Annotated in this window: 19 protein-coding genes; 9 read left to right on the top strand and 10 right to left on the bottom strand. The window is 61.0% G+C overall.

Annotated features, from left to right (window positions below; translation table 11 throughout):
- Window positions 1-65: 65 nt before the first annotated feature.
- Window positions 66-791, top strand: a complete 726-nt coding sequence (locus tag HYX42_RS00440) for an ABC transporter ATP-binding protein (RefSeq protein ID WP_293398638.1) — start codon at window positions 66-68, stop codon at window positions 789-791.
- 10 nt (window positions 792-801) lie between these two features.
- Here the strand turns inward: HYX42_RS00440 and HYX42_RS00435 are convergent, their stop codons facing one another.
- Window positions 802-3,045 (bottom strand): protein kinase, encoded by a 2,244-nt coding sequence (locus HYX42_RS00435; protein ID WP_293398637.1) that lies wholly within the window; start codon window positions 3,043-3,045, stop codon window positions 802-804.
- A 22-nt stretch (window positions 3,046-3,067) separates the two neighbouring features.
- Window positions 3,068-3,940: a DUF3365 domain-containing protein gene (locus tag HYX42_RS00430; protein ID WP_293398636.1), complete on the bottom strand. Its 873-nt coding sequence runs from the start codon at window positions 3,938-3,940 to the stop codon at window positions 3,068-3,070.
- Between the two features lie 137 nt (window positions 3,941-4,077).
- Between HYX42_RS00430 and rlmB the strand changes: the two genes are divergently transcribed.
- Window positions 4,078-4,836, top strand: a complete 759-nt coding sequence (gene rlmB / locus HYX42_RS00425; RefSeq protein WP_293398635.1) for a 23S rRNA (guanosine(2251)-2'-O)-methyltransferase RlmB — start codon at window positions 4,078-4,080, stop codon at window positions 4,834-4,836.
- A gap of 11 nt (window positions 4,837-4,847) precedes the next feature.
- Here rlmB and HYX42_RS00420 read toward each other — a convergent pair whose 3' ends face one another.
- From HYX42_RS00420 to HYX42_RS00395, 6 genes are all read right to left on the bottom strand, one after another.
- Entirely contained in the window at window positions 4,848-6,962 is a 2,115-nt protein-coding gene (locus tag HYX42_RS00420) for a hypothetical protein (RefSeq protein ID WP_293398634.1), read from the bottom strand.
- A 110-nt stretch (window positions 6,963-7,072) separates the two neighbouring features.
- The gene (locus HYX42_RS00415; protein ID WP_293398633.1) at window positions 7,073-7,669 is read right to left on the bottom strand and encodes a chromate transporter; all 597 of its coding nucleotides are present in this window, start codon (window positions 7,667-7,669) and stop codon (window positions 7,073-7,075) included.
- Window positions 7,666-8,265: a chromate transporter gene (locus HYX42_RS00410; protein ID WP_293398632.1), complete on the bottom strand. Its 600-nt coding sequence runs from the start codon at window positions 8,263-8,265 to the stop codon at window positions 7,666-7,668. The genes HYX42_RS00415 and HYX42_RS00410 overlap by 4 nt, the downstream gene beginning before the upstream one ends.
- 46 nt (window positions 8,266-8,311) lie before the next feature.
- Window positions 8,312-9,304 carry a helix-turn-helix domain-containing GNAT family N-acetyltransferase gene (locus tag HYX42_RS00405; protein ID WP_293398631.1) on the bottom strand — a complete coding sequence of 331 codons (993 nt, stop codon included), beginning with the start codon at window positions 9,302-9,304 and terminating at the stop codon, window positions 8,312-8,314.
- 68 nt (window positions 9,305-9,372) lie between these two features.
- Window positions 9,373-9,543 (bottom strand): hypothetical protein, encoded by a 171-nt coding sequence (locus tag HYX42_RS00400; RefSeq protein WP_293398630.1) that lies wholly within the window; start codon window positions 9,541-9,543, stop codon window positions 9,373-9,375.
- Window positions 9,544-9,659: 116 nt separating this feature from the next.
- Window positions 9,660-11,636 carry an alkaline phosphatase PhoX gene (locus tag HYX42_RS00395; protein WP_293398629.1) on the bottom strand — a complete coding sequence of 659 codons (1,977 nt, stop codon included), beginning with the start codon at window positions 11,634-11,636 and terminating at the stop codon, window positions 9,660-9,662.
- Window positions 11,637-11,818: 182 nt separating this feature from the next.
- Between HYX42_RS00395 and HYX42_RS00390 the strand changes: the two genes are divergently transcribed.
- The 3 genes from HYX42_RS00390 to HYX42_RS00380 all read left to right on the top strand — a co-directional run bounded on the left by HYX42_RS00390 (window position 11,819) and on the right by HYX42_RS00380 (window position 14,574).
- Window positions 11,819-12,487 (top strand): DsbA family oxidoreductase, encoded by a 669-nt coding sequence (locus HYX42_RS00390; RefSeq protein WP_293398628.1) that lies wholly within the window; start codon window positions 11,819-11,821, stop codon window positions 12,485-12,487.
- Window positions 12,488-12,668: 181 nt separating this feature from the next.
- Entirely contained in the window at window positions 12,669-13,652 is a 984-nt protein-coding gene (locus HYX42_RS00385) for a tripartite tricarboxylate transporter substrate-binding protein (RefSeq protein ID WP_293398627.1), read from the top strand.
- A gap of 25 nt (window positions 13,653-13,677) precedes the next feature.
- Window positions 13,678-14,574 carry an NAD(P)-dependent oxidoreductase gene (locus tag HYX42_RS00380; RefSeq protein WP_293398626.1) on the top strand — a complete coding sequence of 299 codons (897 nt, stop codon included), beginning with the start codon at window positions 13,678-13,680 and terminating at the stop codon, window positions 14,572-14,574.
- A 209-nt stretch (window positions 14,575-14,783) separates the two neighbouring features.
- On the opposite strand, the gene HYX42_RS00375 is transcribed toward HYX42_RS00380, so the two are convergent.
- Window positions 14,784-15,683, bottom strand: coding sequence for a LysR family transcriptional regulator (locus tag HYX42_RS00375; RefSeq protein WP_293398625.1), 900 nt, complete (start codon window positions 15,681-15,683; stop codon window positions 14,784-14,786).
- A gap of 402 nt (window positions 15,684-16,085) precedes the next feature.
- Between HYX42_RS00375 and HYX42_RS00370 the strand changes: the two genes are divergently transcribed.
- On the top strand, window positions 16,086-17,537 hold the full coding sequence (locus tag HYX42_RS00370) for an MFS transporter (protein ID WP_293398624.1): 1,452 nt from the start codon (window positions 16,086-16,088) through the stop codon (window positions 17,535-17,537).
- Window positions 17,538-17,540: 3 nt separating this feature from the next.
- Here HYX42_RS00370 and HYX42_RS00365 read toward each other — a convergent pair whose 3' ends face one another.
- Window positions 17,541-18,245 (bottom strand): FCD domain-containing protein, encoded by a 705-nt coding sequence (locus tag HYX42_RS00365; protein ID WP_293398623.1) that lies wholly within the window; start codon window positions 18,243-18,245, stop codon window positions 17,541-17,543.
- Window positions 18,246-18,317: 72 nt separating this feature from the next.
- Between HYX42_RS00365 and HYX42_RS00360 the strand changes: the two genes are divergently transcribed.
- The 3 genes from HYX42_RS00360 (at window position 18,318) to HYX42_RS00350 (ending at window position 20,663) form a co-directional block, all read left to right on the top strand.
- Window positions 18,318-19,220 (top strand): alpha/beta hydrolase, encoded by a 903-nt coding sequence (locus HYX42_RS00360; protein WP_293398622.1) that lies wholly within the window; start codon window positions 18,318-18,320, stop codon window positions 19,218-19,220.
- A complete protein-coding gene (locus tag HYX42_RS00355; RefSeq protein ID WP_293398621.1) occupies window positions 19,220-19,603 on the top strand; it encodes a RidA family protein in 384 nt (127 codons plus the stop codon). The genes HYX42_RS00360 and HYX42_RS00355 overlap by 1 nt, the downstream gene beginning before the upstream one ends.
- A 67-nt stretch (window positions 19,604-19,670) precedes the next feature.
- Complete coding sequence (locus HYX42_RS00350) at window positions 19,671-20,663, top strand: tripartite tricarboxylate transporter substrate binding protein (RefSeq protein ID WP_293398620.1); 993 nt, start codon at window positions 19,671-19,673, stop codon at window positions 20,661-20,663.
- The last annotated feature ends 13 nt before the right edge of the window (window positions 20,664-20,676 follow it).

Here is a 20,676-nt window from a genome sequence, read left to right as displayed (position 1 = left end):
GCAACGCGCCGGCAAGCTTGGTAAAGTCGCCGTGACTGAGTTTCCAGTTGATTGCTAAGGTGGACATGTCTGAACCTGTGGTTGCTTCAAGAAGTGTGGATGTGGGCGGAACCAGCCCTTCAATTATTTCCGTTGAGCACGTTTTCAAGTCCGTTACCGACTCAACCGGCACATTGACCATTTTGCGCGATATCGATTTTTCGCTTGCGCCCCGTGAAACGGCTGCCATCGTCGGGGCGTCCGGTTCCGGCAAAAGCACCTTGCTGTCCATCATTGCGGGGTTGGATACACCCACACAGGGAACAGTTCACCTCGCAGGGCAAAACCTTTTTGGCATGAATGAGGACGACCGGGCTGCGCTCCGGGCGCAGAAGGTAGGCTTTGTGTTCCAGAGCTTCCAGTTGATGGGCAATCTTTCGGCGCTGGAAAACGTCATGCTGCCGCTTGAACTCTCAGGCGCGGCCAATGCGCGGGCGCAGGCGACAGAGATGCTCAGGCGCGTCGGCCTGGGCGAGCGGCTTGGGCACTATCCCAAGGTCTTGTCGGGTGGTGAACAGCAGCGCGTGGCGCTGGCACGGGCGTTTGTCGTTCAGCCGGCCGTCCTGCTCGCGGATGAGCCTACCGGCAGCCTGGATTTCGCCACCGGTGAAAAAATCATGACTCTGATGTTTGACCTCAACCAGGAACTGGGCACCACGCTGGTCCTCGTGACACACGACAGGGCAATTGCCTCACGCTGCGAGCGGCGCATCACCATCGAAGCCGGGCAGGTTGTTGCAAATGCGGATTGACAGGGAATGATCAGCGCGAAGCCAGCATCTTCTGCATGAGTGCCAGGCACCTGCTGCGGTCAGCCGGTTTGTCGATGTGCAGCGACAGCGCTGGCAACAGGGCCTCAAGAGTCAGGTGGCGTGAAGATTCTTTCCTGATGATCACCCTGGCCATCGGGCCAATGTGTTGGCTCAGCACTTTTTCCAGCATGGCAAACTGCTCAAGGCTCAGGTTCTGCAGTGGCAGGGACGCCGGCTGTGAATCCCCAAAACGCGAAACCGGCTGGCTGTGGACATCAACAGGCCTGCTCATCGGCTGGCTTGCGTCACTGCGCGAGCGGCTGGACTGACCACTTTGCGGCATGCTGTTGGGCCTGGTCAGTGAGTTCGTACTGGTGATGCTTTTGACCTTCACGAAAGCTTCGCGGGCCGCCGTATCGGGAATGGATATGGACAGCATGTCGCGCAGGCTTTGGGCACTGTTGGCGCGGGGCACGGCTTTTTTGACCAGCACCCTGGCCAGTGGCCCTATGAGGCGTGCCAGTTCATTTTCAATATCGCCCGCCATCTCCGGCGTCAGTGAATTGAGGGGTACTGTCAACGACCCGGTGTTGCCAAAACTGTGGGTGACGTCAGCGATGGCTGCCATTTGCGTGGCTTGCGCGGTCTGCGGGTCCATCACGGCATAGATGTCGTGGGAACGCATGTGCTTGTCGATGTGCGGACCCATGGGGCTGAAAAGCCCCGCGGCCGTATCGGTGATGCGTGACACCACGTCGTAGTAGGCGCGTGACGCCATGATCTGGTTGGGCCGGGCAAAGTCCATGATGCGCTGCGCGACATTGATCCCGTCGCCAATCACATTGACGCGTTTGTTGATGTCAAACACCATGCGCATCGGTCCGAGGTGCAGGCCCATGCGTACCGACAACGCCTTGCCGTACTTCTGCATCAACAGGCCGCGCAGCAATAACGCTGATTGCAGCGCTTCTTCCGGGTCACCCAGAAAACAGACTGCTGCGCCATCGCCGGTGTCGATCACGATACGTGAAGGCTCGGCCACGCCCTTGAGCGCCTTGCCGAGTAGCTCGTTGAAGCGCGATTTTGAGTCGACCTGCTGGTCTGTCGAGTATTTTGAGTAGGACACCAGGCCCATGAACATGATGGTGCCGAGCACGTTCCGGCGCAGGCTGTCGGCCTGGATTTGCGGCGCTGGCTGCGAACCAGCGGCAAAGGCTGGCACGTCGCTGCGGTTGCCGGCGGTACTGGCGCTGTCGCCAGCACTTGTCCGGGTCGGGGCGTGTTCCCTGAAGCGTTGTGGGTCGGGCTGGGTGAGCGTTTGGGTCCTGCCGTCTTCAAGCCCGACCAGGGCGGCACGGAGCTCGGCCACGCTTTGTGGCCTTTTGCCTTCGTCAGGCGTGATGGCCCAATCGATGGCCTTGAGCAGCGGGACGCAGAAAAAAGAGTGGCCCGCATCGACTGCACGCGGCATTTTGTCCTGCTTGACGCGTGATGCTGACTCCAGCGGTTTGTGCCCGGTGACCATCCAGTACATCACCGCCCCCAGCGAGTAAACGTCTGTCCAGGGCCCCTGATTGCCCTGGCTGTGATACTGCTCGAAGGGCGCAAAGCCGGGGCTGATGATATTGGTCATGTCGCGGTCTGCGGTGACCCTGCGCGCTGCGCCGAAGTCCAGCAGCACGGGCGAGCCGTCGGCGCGGATATAGATGTTGTCGGGCTTGATGTCGCGATGAAGAAACTTCATCCTGTGCACCGCTTCCAGGCCGTCCATCAGGGGGTGGACGATGTTCAGAAGGCCTTGCTGGTCCAGGCTGGATTGCCGGGCGAGCCAGCGTTTCAGCGGGTCGCCCGTTTCGTACTCCATGACGATGTAGGCGGTGCCGTTTTCCCTGAAGTAACGCAGCACGCGCACGATGTTCGGATGACGGAAGGAGGCGAGGGCGCGCGCCTCGTCAAGAAAGCGCTCCAGCCCCCAGGTGAACTGTGACGCGCTTTCTGCCGCCCGAACGTGCACTGAAGAATCCACAGACCGGGTTGCCAGGTCACCCGGGTAATACTCCTTCAGCGCAACCGGCAGTTCAAGGTTGATGTCGTGGGCGAGATAGGTCAGGCCAAATCCGCCGCCGCCCAGCATCCTGTCGATACGGTATTCAAAAACGCGATGCCCCGCCGGTAACGCCGCAGCGTCCATGCGCGGTCTGGCCGGTGGCGTCGCCGAAGGGCTGCCCATATTGGGGTCGTCAAGGTCAATCACGGCGAAAAGGCTTTACAGCAGCTTAATCACCAATCATCTGCATGGCTTTTTCCAGGCTGCGGCGCATGCGGTTGAAGGAACTGCCCAGAACCGACATTTCATCCTTGCCACCATCAGCGAATTCCGGGACGTCGAAGTCGCCTGTGCTGATCCTGTCGGCGGACTGGCTCATCTTGCGGATGGGCCGCACGATGAGCCAGCTCAGCATCAGGTTGAGTACGATAAATACAACGGCAAACACGGCTGCCAGCGAGATCATGAAGGTCTTGAAGGCGCGGTCAGCGTTGCGAATCGGTATTTCCATGGGCACTGTCACCACCTGTGCGCCAACGATCTCGTTGTGCTTCCAGCCGAAACCATTGGCCTCGCCGTAGATCCTGATCATGCTCGCCGGTGCGTTGGCAGGCACACTGTGGCACACCAGGCAGGCGGCATTGGAGATCTGGATGGGCTTGGCGATGTACAGGATGCGGCCCGTGGCGCCACTACGCTCGGAAACCAGTTCCTTCGACTCGGCATTCTGGCGAAACTGCTGCACCAGGTCTGCTTCCCAGTCCGTCGCGCGGTCACGCGGGTTGGTGGGGTTCAGGGTGGCTTCCTTGTAGCCGTAGTCCCGGTATTTTTTCTGGATGTTGTTCAGCGTTTCTGTCGCTGCATAGGCCGGAACGGTTTGCGGAAGGAAGACTTCCTCAAGCTGTTTGTCCAGATGGGGCTTGATCTGTTCGACGGTGTAGGCACGCACGGAAAGTGCGGTGTCCATCATCAGGCGGGCATTTCTCAGCACCTCCTCGCGGGCGTTGTCCTGCAACAGTTGCCTGGTGATAACGCCGGCAGCGGCAAAACCTGCAAGAAAAACGACGACCAGGACAAGATTGAATTTAAGCCTCAAGCCCACGGGAACCCCCTCATCGATTAATTGTTATTTGATGGCGACGCAACTAACTTTTGCTTACTATTTTAGGGGCAGACGTCTTGAGGGCGGCCGGTTTGTTTCAGCGCGCTGTGTACCGGTACTGCAGTGATAATCCTTTGATGTCTTCTTCTCCCAAAGTGCTTTTTGGCTTTCATGCCGTTGGCGTACGGCTAAAAACCGCGCCCAAGTCTGTTTTTGAGGTGTTTTACGACGTTGCCCGCCGGGATGCGCGCATGCGGCAATTCACGGACCGGGCCAGGGAAGCCGGGGTTCGCCTCATCGAATCTGACGGCCTGCGGCTGGCCAAGATGTGCGGCAGCCATGGTCATCAGGGGGTGGTTGCACGTGTAGATCCGCTGGCGCAGGTCAAGTCCCTGGAGGAGCTGCTGGAGCAGCTTGAGGAAGCCGGGGGTGCCCAGCCGCTGCTTCTGGTGCTGGACGGCGTCACTGACCCGCATAACCTTGGCGCCTGCCTTCGTGTGGCCGACGGTGCCGGCGCCCACGCCGTGATCGCACCCAAGGACCACGCGGCCGGTATCAACGCCACTGTGGCCAAGGTGGCCAGCGGCGCTGCCGAGACAGTGCCCTATTTCATGGTGACCAACCTGGCGCGAACACTGGGCGAGCTCAAGGAGCGCAATATCTGGTGCATAGGCACCAGCGACGACGCCGAAAAAACGATTTATGACGTGGACCTCAAGGGCCCGGTCGCGCTGGTTCTCGGTGCAGAAGGTGAGGGCATGCGCCAGCTCACACGCAAGACCTGCGATGAGCTGGTGCGCATCCCGATGCGTGGCGCGGTCGAGAGCCTCAATGTCTCGGTCGCCAGCGGCGTCTGCCTGTATGAGGCACTGCGCCAGCGTGGCGGTCCAGGCTGAGTTTTTACCTGCTAGAACAGATAGCCGCCAACTTTTTGCAGCAGCACCTCGGCTTCCGCATAGCGTCCGACGCTCTGTAACACCCTCGCTGTGGCCAGATCGCTCCTGACGATCAGGTCAGTGGTGACGAGCGTGGCTTCTGCAGCGCTGATGCCCGCTGTATTTTGCGCCAGCTGCCTGAACTGGGATGCCTTGGCGGGCAGGCCGGCTGTGGCGTACAGCAGTGATATGTGGGTCAGCGCCTGAGCTTTTTCCAGGCCGGACTTTGGCTCAAGCTGTGCCTGCAGGCTTGCCGTTGCAGCCTGGAATGCTTCTTCAACTGCACCTTCCGACAGCCGCGCGACGGTACGCAGCCGTATCGCCTGCTCCAGCGGCGTGCCGCTCTTCAGCAGGGGCGCCAGGGCTGCAGTCAGGCTCTGGCCGGCCTTGTCAGTCTGGCCCAGCTGGAGTTGTATCTGGTGGTCTACGGCCTGCAGGCGCGATTGCGCCCAGGGGTCCGGTGCCTGCTTGATGAGGTCCTGCACCTGCGCTGCACTGGCCTGCGCCTTGTTCCAGGCGCCAGCCCTGGCGCGCGCCGCTGTTTCATTTGAAAAAACCTGGGCCATGGACACGGCCAGGTCACCCAGAGAGGTGCTGTTTTGCGGTGCTGCAACTGCCTTGAGCGACTCTGCACCCAGCGACAGGAAGGCGCGAGGAATGTCAGTCGGAACTTGCGGCAGGCGGCTGAGGATGACCGCCAGATTGCCCAGCAACTGGGTGCGTTCGATGGGGTTGACCACTGCCATCGTTTTGGCCTTGAGGTCTTCCGCTGCAGCTTTGGCCTGGCTGCCGTCCAGCTTCTGTATGCCCCAGGCCTGCGACCTGAGGGATGCGCTGCGAAACGCCCTGGTTTCCTCGGAGTCTGCCGCCTGGTCTACCGATGCAGACAGGGCCTTGAGGACTTCGCGTGAACGTGCGGTCTGCCCGAGTTCTGCCAGCAGTGCTGCGAAATCGGCCGTCAACACCTGTTTGGCCTGTTTGGGAATGGCCACGGCAGGTTCACCCCCGCTGACGCCGGCAACAGCACCAGCGCCACCTGCACCTGCACCGCCTGCACCGCCTGCACCGCCAGCCCCAGGGCCACCTGCTGCGCCGGCTCCTGCGCCACCTGCCGCGCCACTTCCGCCGCCGCCACCCGCGAGGGCGCGCTCTGCAGTGGTATTTCCGACTGATTTGCCCAGTGTGGAGGCAGCGGCAACGGCCTCCTCCAGCGACAGGCCCTTTGCACCAATGCGTTTACCGCCTGCAGCCTGGATGAGCGGATCGTCCACATCTGCATCGCCGGTGGGTATGGCTGCGCCATTGGCCTCGGCTGCGGCAGCTGTGGCTCCACCCGCACCAGCCACGGCCGCACCGGATTTTTTCTGCAGGCTGTCTGCGGACATGCCGCCCGCCGCCGATGAAGTGGCTGACTTGTTCCATGGCAGCTTGAAGCCTTCTGGCGTAAAGCTCTGCCCGCCCACGAACGCTACGGCTACCAGCCCCACCACAAGGGCGCCCTTCAATGCGCCTTTGGCCTTGCGGTTGCCCCCAACGCCGAACTCTTTCTCAAGTTCGGCGCGAATTTTTGCGCGCATCGCCGCTTCAACCGAATCGCGCGCGCTTTTCTCTGCATTTTTGGCTGAGCGGGCCTGCTGGAACTCAAGCGCGCCGCGCTCCTGGTCCATGATTTTTTTCTTCAGCAGGTACTCTTCGGTAATCTTGTCGACATACACGTTGCACTCAGGGCACTGCCGTGTCGGGGTGATGGTGATGCGCTTGCCGCAGGCGGGGCAGGACTCCAGGCCGTCATAGCTGCCCCTGGTGACCGCCGCAACCGACAGCAGCGGCGTAACGTCTACAAGCAGGCCAGCCCTGGTGAAGTTGGCTTTTTCCTGCTGGGCGCGCTCCAGGGTGACGGCGGCCCCGACCTTGGCGTTGGGCGAGTTGCGCAGGGCCTTGATCAGGCGCTCAACGCGTTCCGGTGGGAGCTCGGGCACTGCGGCGGCAAGATTCTGGATATCTTCCAGCCGTGCCCCGGATGGGATCTTGACGACAACATCAAACAGCGGCACGGCTGATTCGATGAGTCCTTCTTCCTGCGCCATAAAGCACTCCTCTGGGTAAGTCTTTACAAGAATTGTATCTATTTGATTCCAATAATCCCGTCGTCCCGATGCAAATATGGGGCCAGATTACGCATGGTCTGGGGCGTTGGTCAGATCCATCCGTACCAGCCCAGCAGGGCGCCCGCGCCCAGCAGCCACAGCAGGTGCAGTTTGGTGCGCCAGACAACCAGCGCGGTTATTGCTGTTACAAGCCAGGCCGGCCAGTTTTGCAGCCAGCCGCCGTCACCGTGGACGTTGGCCGTTGCCAGCACCCAGCTGGTGGCAATCAGCAGTGCCACCACGATGGGCGCCATGCCCTGCTTGAAGGCGCGCACTGCCCGCAACTGGCGATTGCGATGGCCCCACTGGGCCGTCACATAGGTCAGCGTGGTGCTGGGAATCATGATGCCCATCATGGTGAGGAACACACCCAGCAGGCCGGTGCCCATGCCGCCCGCATTCAGGCCGACGTTCCAGCCCAGCAGGGCGATGAAGAGCACATTGGGCCCGGGGGCAGCCTGTGCAATGGCGATGGAGGCGTTGAACTGGGCGTCGGTCAGCCAGTGGTGCTCCTCGACCAGAAAACGGTGCATGTCGGGTGCGGTGGTGATGGCTCCGCCAATCGACAGGAGCGACAGCGACAGGTAGTGCAAAAACAGCGTCAGCCAGTCCTGCACGGCGAACACGAGGTGAACCGGTTCTGTCATGGCAGTTCCGCCGGCTTCAGTTTCTGCCAGGCCAGCACGCATGCCAGCCCACCCAGCCCCAGCAGCACATACACCAGCGGCCATCGCAACAGGGCCACAGCAACGAAACAGGCGATGCCGAAGGCGATGCACAGGCGCAGCCCCATTGCATTTGTTTTGAGGGCTGCAAACAGCTTGAGCCCGGTGGCGCCAATCAGTCCGGCGGCCACGGCACCCATGCCGCGCAGGGCGCCCGCCGCGCCCGGGTGTTCTGCAAACTGCGCGTAAAACACACCGAGCAGCAATACCAGAATGAGTGGCACTGTCAGCATGCCCGCCAGCGCGGCCAGCGCACCCCTCAGGCCAAAGTAGCGGCTGCCAATCATCAGCGAGAGGTTGATGACGTTCGGCCCCGGCATGATTTGCGCCACCGCCCAGTCTTCGATGAACTCCTCACGCGTCATCCAGCGCTTTTTCTCGACCAGTTCGCGTTGCACCACGGCCAGTACGCCGCCGAAACCCTGGAGGGCCAGCACGGTGAAAGATACAAACAGGTCGGTGAGGGATTCGGGCTGCGGGTGCGGGGTCGGCTGGTCTGGCGAGGGGGGCGAATTCATGGCGGAATTATCGCGGCTGGATTTCAGCTTTGCTGCTGTCGCCCGTTCAAAAGAGTTTGCCCTTGCCTTGGGTTGTTTGCAGTTTGAGCTCCCAGGTTTCGCCGACGAGGTCCTTGCCAAATCCCTGGTAAGGCTCGCTTTTGGTCAGTACAAATCCCCGGCGTGTATAGATGGCGCGCGCAGCGTCCAGGCAGCTGTTGGTCCAGAGCTGCATTTTTTTGTAGCCCTTGCTGCGTGCAAAGGCAATGCACTCATCCGTCAGGCGCCCACCCAGTCCCAGGCCGCGCGCTTCAGGCGTGAGGATCAGCATGCGCAGCTTGCAGAGCGTGGCCGACTGGCGCACGACAAACACCGCGCCCACCTTCACGCCATCGAGTTCGGCAATCCAGCATTTCTCGGCCTCGGGCCTGAATTTGCTGATGAACTTCTGGACGATCCCGGCCACCAGCGCTTCAAAGTCGCTGTTCCAGCCGTACTCACGCGCATAAATTTCGCCGTGCTGCTGCACCACCCAGCCCATGTCCCCTGGTTGCGGGTCCCTGAGCACCACGGTGCGGGTGGCAGCTTCCTTTGTGACCGGCGCCATGAGCCGCTGCAGGGTAGCCATGGCGCTGACCAGTGTTTGCTGGTCGCCAGTCGCCAGTTTTGCCAGAAGACTGGCAGCGGAGGCGTTTGACTGTTCCTCAAGGGGCATGAACACCGCCTGGCCTTCCGGGCTCAGTTTGATCAGGCTGACGCGCGCATCGGCAGGCGATGGCGTTCGCTCCAGCCAGTGACGGCTTTCGAAACGCCTGAGGATGCGGCTGAGGTAGCCGGGGTCAAGGGCAAGGTCACGGCCAAGCTCTGCAGCCGTCGGCTGATCGCGATAGGCCAGTTCATACAAAACCCGCGCTTCTGTCAGGGACAGGTCAGCGCCGAAAGAAGCGCTGAGTACGCCAATTCGCTGGGTGTAGAAGCGGTTGAAGCTGCGGATGGCCTGCACATGGCGGGCATCGGGCGCGTGTTGATTGGCTGAAGTTGACGACGGCATGGTAGCCATCGTCAATCAATTAATTGACTATGTCAACTAATTTGGAAGTGCGGCGCCCGGCTGTGGGGCGCCGGGGGTCAGGACGGGTCTTTGCTGCGGGTGCGGCTGACTGCGCTGAAGATGCCGATGCCAAGAAAAATCAGTGCACCAATGCCGATGTAGAGCTGCGGCACACCGGCGACCACAGCTCCCCAGATCACGCCGCCCAGGAAGATCACAAAACCAATCATGTAAAGCGCAAAAGACATACTCTTCTCCTTAAAGTTGTGCATCCACTATGCAAAGTGCACAGCCCTGCAGCTATCAGGGAGAAGCACCGGCGCTTGTCAGCATTTGCCTACCAGCGCCGGTCATGCTCAATTGCTCAGGCCTGGAGTTTCAGGCCGGTGTTGTCGGCAGTCAGGTAACCCACAGCCGAACCGAAGCGGTCCCTGTAGTTGGCGCGCACCAGCGGTTCGACCGTGGCCTGCACCTTGCCGTGCAGCGCGGGAATCCAGTCGCCTGCGTGCTGGAAGTTGCTGGTGATGTAGGTCCAGCCGTTGATGTCATCGGCCACATGCAGGCCGGTGGCCTCTGCGCCCACGGGCATGGACATGATGCGCGACAGTTCCCTTGTATCGACGTTGTAGGCCCAGAGAAAGTTGTTCACATGGGTGCCGCTGTCTTCGCCGATGAACAGTGTGCGCATTTTTTCGGAGAATTTCAGGTTGTCGGGGTTGGACACCTTGTTCGGGTTGGCCAGGTTGCCCAGCGCGTCGGACGCAATGTCTTCGCCGACCAGCAAAGCCTTCATCTGCACCGGCATCCATTCGCTGTTGATGGCGTTGCCCGCCGTGTCTTTCTGGCCGCCTGCCAGCGTGTGCGCCATGATGCCGCCGGCAATCAGCGCCTTGTCCAGTCCTATGCCGCTGGCCGCATTCCAGCCCTTGCCGGTTTTGACCATGGAGTCCTGCATGTTTTGCAGCGCCGAATAGGCAATCTTGTCTTTGGCATTGACGGTCGTACCTTCCATCTTTGAAAAGCCCATGCTGCCGCCCACCAGATAGGCATAGCGGTGGGTTTCAAGAAAGGCTGCGGCCTTTTCCATGCCGGGCTTGAGCTTGACCCAGTTCGGGTTGCCGTTGTAGAAAATCTTCGTGAAGCTCGCGTCGTTGGGGTCGGTCTTGCGCACGTCCATGATTTCGGCCGGCTTGAGTTTGTCGGCCATCTTCTCGATCTCGTCGCTCCTGGCGTGGCCGAGTCTGATCCATGTGATGCCCGCGCCTGCAGCAGCCGGGTCGATTGAGAAACCCGAGCCCAGCTTGCCGACATACAGCGTTCCGGCGGACAGGTCTTTTTCCTTGTCGGCGACAAACACAAACAGCCCGCTGTTGGTCGCGTCGTCGCCCATCAGCACGGTGCGGTTGTCCGGCATGACCTGCACCAGCTCATGCGAGATGCGGCCCATGTTGAAGTGCTTTTTGATGCTGCCCGTGCCGTCGGGGTTGACGGTGACTTCAGGCAGATGGCCGTAGTGGTAGGGGTTGGCCACGCCGACGGAGCCGAACAGGTTCTTGCTGTAGGCCTGGAAGCGCTTGTCGTCCGCAGCAAACGGTGCGTCGGGTTCGTACTCTTCGCTCGACAGATGGGTGTTCCATGGCGAGAGGCTGGAGCCGCAGGTGATCCACAGGCCGTTGACGGCAGAAGTATCGACGTTGTGGTACTGCACCAGGCTGAGCTTGCCGGTGGCCTGGTCCTGGTCAAGTGTCAGCACGGCGATGGGCGAGGGCAGAAGGCCGTAGGCGTCAACACCGGCCTGGTCGCGGGTGGCGTATTCAAACTGCACCACGGCGTACACGGCTTTGCCCTTGATGCCCTTGACGGTGGAGTTGTGTGCAGCGAACAGCGAGGTGCCATCCGGGCTGTCAGAGAAGAAGTGCCGCGCTTTCGACGGCACCGAGTTGTCCATGATGGGCTGGTTCAGGATGTTGTAGTAGCCGCCTGCCAGCACATTGCCGCCCTTGCCGTTGGGCACCATGTCGCCGGTGATGAAGAAGGGGTGGTAGGCCAGCTTGTAGTCCTGCGTGGCGCCGCCGTTGAAGGCGACTTTCAGGCTGGAAGCGACGCTGGTGGTGGCCATCGCTGCGGGGTTGCCCAGGTTGGGCGCTGCCATGGATGTGAAGCTGACAGATGCGTAGGAGCCGGTGGCACCGGTGCTTGCACAACCTGACAGCACAGCGCTGGATGCAAAGGCGCCCAGTGGCAGCATGGGTGCGGCAGTGATGAAGCGCAGGGCATCACGGCGTGAGTATGTGGCTGGCTGGCTGGCGCGAGCCGGGGCGGGCAGGGACTTGTTGGTCATTGTTATTCCAGAGGGGTTCGTGTATTCGTGGGGAAGCCCGCAGAGCTTATGAATCTTGTGTGACAGTTTCTTGAAACAGGTGCTGAATGCGGCGAATCTGCAGAAAAGACCTTGCAAAGCAGGGTTTGCGGCATCAGGTGAAAATTCTGCAAAACCGCCAGCAAGCGCATCAAGGAGAACCCATGGCCAAACAACTCAAAATCGATTTCGTGTCCGACGTGTCCTGCCCTTGGTGCGCCGTCGGCCTTGCCTCGCTTGACCAGGCACTGACAAAGGTGCAAGGTGACATCAGCGTCAACATGCACTTCCAGCCCTTCGAGCTGAACCCGAAGATGGTGCCCGAAGGCCAGGACATCACCGAGCACATCACTGAAAAATATGGCATCAGCGCCGAGCAGGCCAATGCCAACCGCGAGAACATCCGCCAGCGCGGCGCGCAGGTCGGCTTCAAGTTCAGCGGCCCGGATGAACCGGGCGGTGGCCGCAGCCGCATTTACAACACCTTTGACGCACACCGCCTGCTGCACTGGGCTGAAACCGTCAGCGCCGACAAGCAAAAGGCCCTGAAGCAGGCGCTGTTCAAGGCCTACTTCACCGACGGCCAAAGCCCCGGTTCACACGAGGTGCTGGCGCGTGTGGCGGGCGAGGTGGGGCTGGATGTCGCCCGGGCCAAAGAGATCCTGGCGTCTGATGAATACGCAGGCGACGTGCGCAAGCGCGAACAGTTCTACCAGCAACTGGGCATCAACTCCGTGCCTGCCGTGATCATCAACGACAGGCACCTCATCTCCGGCGGCCAGCCTGCCGAGGTGTTTGAGCAGGCTTTGCGGCAGATTGCTGCTGAAGCCTGACCTGCGCTGAAACTTTATTTTTGCTGTCAGCAAGCAAAAATATGGTGAACGCCCGCAACGCTATAACGAAATTGAATAACACGTTGTGGGTTCCTCCGCTTGCGGGCCGGGCTTCTTGTCTGGATAGTTCAGTCTGCCTTTTTCATCCTCGCGTTCATAAACGCCCATCAGGATTACATTCATGAAACCTACTCTTCGCCGTACCGTTCTGCGTACCCTTTTTGGCGCTGTTGCCGCCCTCGGCATCGCCGCAACCGTCCAGGCCCAGCCGCTTTCTTCCAAACCCATACGCATCGTTGTGCCTTTCGGCGCAGGCGGTGTGGCTGACCTGACTGCACGTGTCGTCGCCAAAAAAATGGCCGAGAACATGGGCCAGTCCGTCATCATTGAAAACAAGCCAGGCGCCGGCGGCGTGGTGGCCGGCGACACCGTCGCCAAGGCCGAGCCCGATGGCCACACCCTGCTGCTGATGTCCAACGGTACCGCCGTCAGTGCAGGCCTCTTCAAGAGCCTGCCTTTCGACACGCTGAAAGACTTCGCACCCATCTCCACCCTGGGTTACTTCGACATCGCTGTCGTTGTGCCGCAAAACTCCCCCTACAAGACGCTGGCGGACCTGCTGGCAGCCGCCAAAGCCAACCCCGGCAAGCTGAACATTGGCACCATCAACATCGGCAGCACACAGAATCTGGCCGCCGAGTTGTTCAAGAGCAGCGCCGGCATACAGGCGCAGGTGGTTCCTTTCAACGGCACGCCAGCCGTCATCACCGCCTTGCGCGGCGGCCAGCTTGACGCTGCGGTTGAAATCCTGAGCCCCATGCTGCCGCAGATCCAGTCGGGTGCCGTGCATGCACTGGCCGTCATGGGCGCCAAACGCTCCATCGTGCTGAAGGATGTGCCTACTGCCGCCCAAAGCGGCCTGGCCAACTTCAACGTCGCTTCGTGGAACGCGCTGGCTGCACCATCGAAGACACCCAAGGCCGTGCTCGACCGCCTGAACAAGGAAATCAATGTCGCGGTCAATTCGGCTGAAGTGAAGAAAAGCCTGCTCGACCTCAACATCGAAGCCAGCCCCAGCACCCCCGCCCAACTGGCCGACCTGCTGGCCAGCGAAACCAAACGCTGGGCCGGTGTGATCGCCGCCGCCAAGATTCCGACGCAGTAATCACCTTCCGCACAGGACCTTCGCCGTGAATTTCAAGACCATTGGGCTGATTGGCTACGGCGAAGTCGGCAAGATCTTTTGCGCCGGGCTTCAGGGCAAGGATGGCGTTGAAGGCGTGCATGCGTGGGACCGCAAGTTCGTCGGCGACACCGCCGCCTTTGAGCTGGCCCACGCCGAAGAGGCGGGCGTCACGACGCAGATGTCTTCAAGCGCGTTGTGCAAGGCCAGCGACCTGGTCATTGCCGCCGTCACCGCCTCCCAAAGCCTGGCCGTTGCAGAAGAAGCCGCCAAAAGCATTCGCCCCGGCAGCGTCTACCTGGACCTCAACTCCGCCTCGCCCGGCACCAAGCAGCGCAGTGCTGAACTCATCGAGGCGGCTGGTGCGCGCTATGTCGAAGCGGGGGTGATGACCTCGGTGCCACCCTACGGCATCCGCGTGCCCTTGCTGCTGGGTGGCGAACATGCGGGCGAACTGGCCATCCTGCTTTCCGCCTGGGGTATGGACGCCAAAGCCGTCAGCGAGAAGCTGGGTGTAGCCAGCGCCATCAAGATGTGCCGCAGCGTGATGATCAAGGGCATGGAAGCCCTGGTCATCGAGAGCTACGCCACGGCCCGTGCCTATGGGGTTGAGGACTACGTCATACCCACGCTGGAAGAAACCTTCCCCAACATGGACTGGCAGAAGACTGGTGCCTACTTTTTCTCAAGGGTCGTGCAACACGGCCAGCGCCGGGCAGAAGAGATGCGCGAATCCGCCAACACCGTGCGCGAAGCCGGTTTTGAGCCCTACATGACAGCATCGATTGCCGACAAGCAGCAGTGGGTCGCCGACCAGGCCAAAGCCGGCGTTTTCAACGGTGTGGGCAAGGATGCCGCCTGGCAGGAGTACGCGGACAGGTTGCTGGCTGCGCGCAAGGGCTGAGTCACTGGTCGATGGATTTAATGCGTCTTTAATAAATCCTTAAGTGCTTAATGATTTATTTTTGACGCATTAAGTTCTAAGGCTTTTTTTTGAAGGCTTCCAGACGCTAAAAGTGAGCCCAAAACTGCTCTTTTGGGCCATTTTCAGGGGCATTTTAGGCCTCCAGCCCTTTGTTTACGTACGTGAGTAGCTATTAAATATGTAGCATGTCAGTCGCTGGTTTCAGCGCAAACATCCCGCACGCACCCGCGCAGCCAGCTGTGCGCCAGATCGGCGTGCAGTCTGGGGTGCCAGAACATCGACACCGTGACTTCCGGCACGGCCACGGGCAGGGCAAAACTGAACATGCCTTCGCGCAGCCTGCCGGTGTGTCGTTCAGGAACAGTGGCAATCATGTCGGATGCCTTTGCCAGCGCCAGCGCACTTGAGAAGCCCGAAACAATGGTGGCGACATGGCGCGCCAGACCCAGCAGTTTCAGGGCATCGTCTACCGGCCCGCCCGCATGGCCGCGTCGTGATACCCAGATGTGCCGGCCGGCCGCATAACGTTCGGGCGTGATCTCGCCCTGGCTTAGCGGGTGGCCCGCACGAACCACGCCTGTGAAGCGGTCGCGGAACAGGGCCTGAACACGCAGCTCTGGTCCCATGTCATGGCCTATGACACCGGTTTCGAGGTCTACCGTGCCGCCACGCAGGGGCGTGCTGTCCTTGTCAGGCTTTTGTACAAACCGCAGTGTCACGCCGGGCGCTTCCTTGCTGACGCGGGCAATCAGGTCCGGCCCGAAATTTTCGACAAAACCGTCGCTGGTGCGCAGGGTGAAGGTTCTGGCCAGCTTTTTCAGTTTCAGCGTCCGGGCAGGGCGAAGCACTTCTTCGCTTTGCTCGACCAGCTGGCTGACCCGCTCGCGCAGCTCAAGCGCCCGCGGCGTCGGCACCAGGCCGCGACCAGCCCTGACCAGCAACGGGTCACCGGTGGTTTCGCGCAATCGCGCCAAGGCGCGGCTCATGGCAGACGGGCTGAGCCGCAGGCGGCGTGCTGCCCCTGCAACGCTGCCTTCCTGCAGCAGTACATCCAGGGTCACCAGCAGGTTCAGATCAAGTGTGGCCATGAGTCCAACCATAACGCAATTTGAGTTGATGTGGCGTCAAACGCAATGATTACCTGCAACTGCTGCGTCTTCCGCTTTGTCTGGCCAGGACATACGCTTAGGGCCTGTCGTCCTATAAATCACCTCCGCGTGGCCCCCGGAAGGATTGCAATCTAGGCGCGAAACGAAACCGGGGTAATCCCCGGTGAGGCTTCGCAACAACGAGTGCAGTCTTTTCCGGGGGCCACCCGAAGGGCTGGGGCTGCAAGGGATGCCTCGCGTCGTTGCAGTCCTTGACCGGGGATTACCCCGGCCGGCGGCCTGCGTCTAGCGCTGCACCCCTTGCAGCCCCAGCGCGGAGGCGATTTATAGGATGACAGGCCCTAGAACTCCATTTCGGGAGCTGAAACAACAAAGGAAGTTATGTCCAACCCAATCATTTCGGGCCTTGATCAGGCTACTGCTGCTACCCGGGACCCGGTGCGCGCTGTCCGCTGGGCGCTTGCCAGTCTGTCCCTGTCGGTACTGCTGTCTTCGCTGGGCACCAGCATCGCCAATGTAGGCCTGCCGACGCTCGCACAGGTGTTCGGCGCAACCTTCCAGCAGGTGCAGTGGGTGGTGCTGGCTTATCTGCTCGCCATCACCACCCTCATTGTCAGTGCAGGCAAGCTGGGCGATATCGTTGGCCGCCGGCGTCTGCTTCTGGCCGGCATAGCGCTCTTCACGCTGGCCTCGGTCCTTTGCGGCATGGCGCCCACGCTCTGGCTGCTGGTGGCCGCCAGGGCGCTGCAGGGGCTGGGCGCTGCCATCATGATGGCGCTCACCATGGCCTTTGTCGGCGAGACAGTGCCCAAAGAGAAAACCGGCAGCGCGATGGGCTTGCTGGGCACCATGTCTGCCATCGGCACGGCGCTCGGACCCTCGCTGGGTGGCGTGCTGATTGCGTGGCTGGGCTGGCGCGCCATCTTTCTCGTCAACCTGCCGCTGGGCATTGTGGCGTTGGGTCTTGCGTATCGCTGCCTGCCGCCCGACGGCGCGGAGCGCAAAGCAGGGGCGGCGGGCCTTGACCGGCTGGGCACCTTGCTGCTTGCCTTGACGCTCACGGCCTATGCGCTGGCCATGACGCTTCACCCCGGCGGCGCACGCAGCGGCTTTGGTTTGCCCAACATGGCTTTGCTGCTGCTGGCTGCAGTGGGTGTGGGTCTGTTTGTGCTCATCGAGTCAAAGGCGGCATCACCCCTGATACGCCTGGCGATGTTCCGCGATGTTGCGCTCAGCTCAAGCCTTGCAACAAGCACGCTGGTCGCCACGGTGATGATGGCAACCCTGGTGGTCGGGCCGTTTTATCTCGCGCGTGCGCTGGAGCTTGATTCAACTGCTGTGGGCCTGGTTCTGGCCGTCGGCCCATTTGTTGTCGCGTTGACAGGCGTGCCCGCAGGCCGAATCGCCGACCGCTTTGGCGCACAACGCATGACTGTGGCGGGGCTCACCGCGATGGCTGGGGGTTGCTTTGCTCTTTTCATCTTGCCAACGGCGCTGGGCATCCCCGGTTACCTTGCGCCCATCGTCGTCATCACCGTCGGCTATGCGCTGTTCCAGACCGCCAACAACACGGCAGTCATGAAAGACATACGCCCAGACCAGCGCGGCGTCATCTCGGGCATGCTCAATTTGTCTCGCAATCTGGGGCTCATCACAGGTGCCTCGGTGATGGGCGCCGTGTTTGCATTCGCGGCGGCGAGTGGCGACGTTGCCACTGCGCAGCCGGAGGCGGTTGCCAGCGGTATGCAGATTACGTTTGCAGTCGCGGGCATGCTGATACTTCTCGCTCTGGGCATCTCGCTCGGGAGCCGTGCCTCAACAAGAAAGGTCTAGTGTCTATACGCCGACGCCTGGCTTCCAGAACGAACTCACAGCGGTAGCCGTGTTGTTCAAATGACTGTGCACCAGTTCCACCGCACGTTGGGTGTCGCGGGCCAGCATGGCTTTCATCAGCAACTCGTGTTCGTCATTGACCGTTCGCACCAGCTCTTTGGCGGGCACTGAGTGGAAGAGGCGAATACGGCGATAGCGTTTGGAGTGGTCGACCATCTGGGCGTGCATGCGCAGCAGCCAGGGTGAGCCGCAGCCCGCCACCAGCGCATCATGAAAGGCGCGATGGCAGCTTTCCCAGTACATGGTGGTTTTCTCATCGTGATGGTCGCCGGGCAGGTTGGCGAGTGACAGGCGGTGAAAGGCTGCGACCACGCCGGCCTCCCACTCTGCATCGCCCATGGCGATGGCTTCGGTGACCAGCAGGCTTTCAATGCGGATGCGGGCGCGGGTCAGGTCCTGCAATTCTTCAAGCGAGACAGAAGCCACAGCAAAACCGCGCTGGCCTTCTGCGACCACCAGGCCTTCGCTGATGAGGCGCAGCAGTGCTTCACGCAGCGGGCTGATGCCGAGGTCATAGCGCTTTTGCAGCTCAGCGATGCGCAGGCGCTCGTCGGGCACCAGCCTGACGGCCAGGATGTCATCGCGCAAAAGCCGCAAAGCGCGGTCTGCAAGGGTCTTGTCTTTCACTGGTGAAACGGAATCGGCCATCTTGTGTGAATTCTACGGAATTTTCAAAATTTATATTGACGTTAAAAATTTATATTCATAACATCCGCTCATATGCTGACTTACGACGAGGCCAATCCCGATGGCCAGATACCCATGCCTTTCAAGGCCGCCGAAGACTACGCCTGCGAGGTGATGGGATGGGCCCGGGAACCGGAGAGTGCGGTGGGCATGGATGTCCACAAGGACATCGCCTACGGACCGCACCGCCTGCATCGCTACGACGTGTACAGCCCCATTGGTGCAGAAAACGCGCCGGTTGTGATCTTCTGGCACGGCGGCGGCTGGACCAACGGCTACCGCGACTACAACGCCTTCATGGCGAAGCACATCACGGCCATGGGCTGCGTGCTGGTGTCGCCGTCTTACCGCCTGGTGGGCGAGGCGAAGTTGCCCGCAGCTTTTGACGACAGCCTGGACATGCTGGGCCATGTCTATCAATACATTCATCGCCAGGGCGGTGACCCGTGGCGTCTTTATCTTGGCGGGCATTCCGCTGGCGCGCACCTCGCATCGCTGGTGGCGTTGCGGCCGGTAGACCGCGCGCGTTTTGGCGTGCCGCAATCAGCGGTGAAGGGCTGCCTGCCCATCAGCGCCATCATGGATCTTTACCACCCCGCACCCGCGCCCGGCAGCCTTGAAGAGCGCGTGTACAGCATGGTGCTGAAAGACCCGTCGCTTGATGCCGTGATGAGCCCGATCTGCTGGACGGCCGGCAACAGCGTGCCGTTTTATCTGAGCCATGGCGAGCATGACAGCGAACGTGTGCAGAAGTCCAACCTGCGCATCCAGGCGCTGCTCAGGCTGCAGAACGCGCCTGTTGAATTGCGCATCATGCCGGGGCAGGACCACTTCAGCGCGCACACATCGCTGCATGATGCGCACCATCCGTGGTACGCCAAACTCGCCGAATTCACTGGTGAAACGCAAACCGCTGACAAGCTGGAAACCGCCTGATGAAAGAAGTCATAGACATCGGCCTGCCGCCGCTCAAACAGCCATTTTCGTGGGCGGTGAAATCTGCCGGCATGCTGTTCACGGCGCATGGCCCAGTGCGCAAGGACGGCACGATCGATACCGGTTCGATTGAGGACCAGACGCGCCTGACGCTGACCAATCTGAAGATGGCGCTCGAGGCCGCAGGCGGTACGCTGGCCGACGTGGCGCAGGTGCTGATCTACATGAGCGATGTGGCCGACATGCCCGTCATCGACAGCATTTACCGCGAGTTCTTCACCGCGCCATACCCCAATCGTTCAAGCGCAGGTGTCGCGCTGGTCGTGCCTGGCATGAAAATTGAGATCGTTGCCTATGCGATGGTTGACTCTGCAAGGTCTTAGCTTTTCGTTGTTGTCTTTTTTTCCCCGTTTCCATCTGTCAGTTGTTTCCACTTTCCAAGGAGTCTTCATGCAAAACGCCCGTCGCCGTGTCCTCACCCTCCTGGGTGTGATGGCCGCCATCACCGCCACATTTGCCTCGGCTCCTGCCATGGCACAGCTTTACCCCAGCAAGCCCATCACCATCGTCGTGTCTTACCCGCCAGGCGGCGACACCGATGCGCTGGCCCGTCTTTATGCTGAAAAGCTTTCCACCAAGCTTGGCGTGCCGGTTGTTGTTGACAACAAGCCGGGCGCCAGCGGCACCATTGGCAATGCCTTTGTGGCCAAGGCGCCTGCAGACGGCTACACGCTGCTGTTCACGCCGAACACCATCTCCATCGCCACGCTGGTGCTGAAGTCCGGCTCGGGTGCAGCTTACGACGTGCTCAACGACTTCACGCCCATCATCCAGGCTGGCAGCCAGTCGCTGTTCCTGGTTGTCAACAAGGACACCGGCATCACCAGCGTCAAGCAGCTTGTTGACGCCGCGAAGGCCGGCAAGGTCAAGGGTTATGCCAGCCCAGGCAGCGGTTCACCCATGCACATCCTGGGCGAGACCTTCAACAAGGCGGCCGCAGTGAAGATTGCACAGGTGCCTTACCGCGGCAGCGGCCCTGCAGTGGTGGACCTGGTCGGTGGCCATGTGCCCATGTTCTGGACCACGCTGGGCCCGGTGCTGCCGCACATCACCTCCGGCAAGCTGCTCAACATTGCGGTGGCCGACCCGAAACGCTCCCCCCTGCAGCCCAACGTGCCCACGCTGGCTGAAGCCGGTGTGGCTGACGTGAACGTCGGCGCATGGCAAGGCCTGATGGGCCCCAAGGGCATGCCTGCCGATGTGGTGCGCACACTCAACGCCAACATGAACGACATCCTCAAGATGTCCGACGTGCAGGCCAAGATGGTCACGCTGGCACTGGTGCCCGTGGGCGGCGACCCTGCCACGCTGGGCAAGCTCAATGCGTTTGACCACAACCGCTACGCCAAGGTCATCAAGGAATTCGGCATTCAGGCTGAATAGACGTTTGCCAGTT

Source organism: Polaromonas sp. (genome assembly GCF_016185115.1).
Taxonomy (GTDB): Bacteria; Pseudomonadota; Gammaproteobacteria; order Burkholderiales; family Burkholderiaceae_C; genus Polaromonas.
The sequence above is the reverse complement of the archived record's forward strand: the minus strand, read 5'-3'. Positions and strand labels throughout refer to the sequence as shown.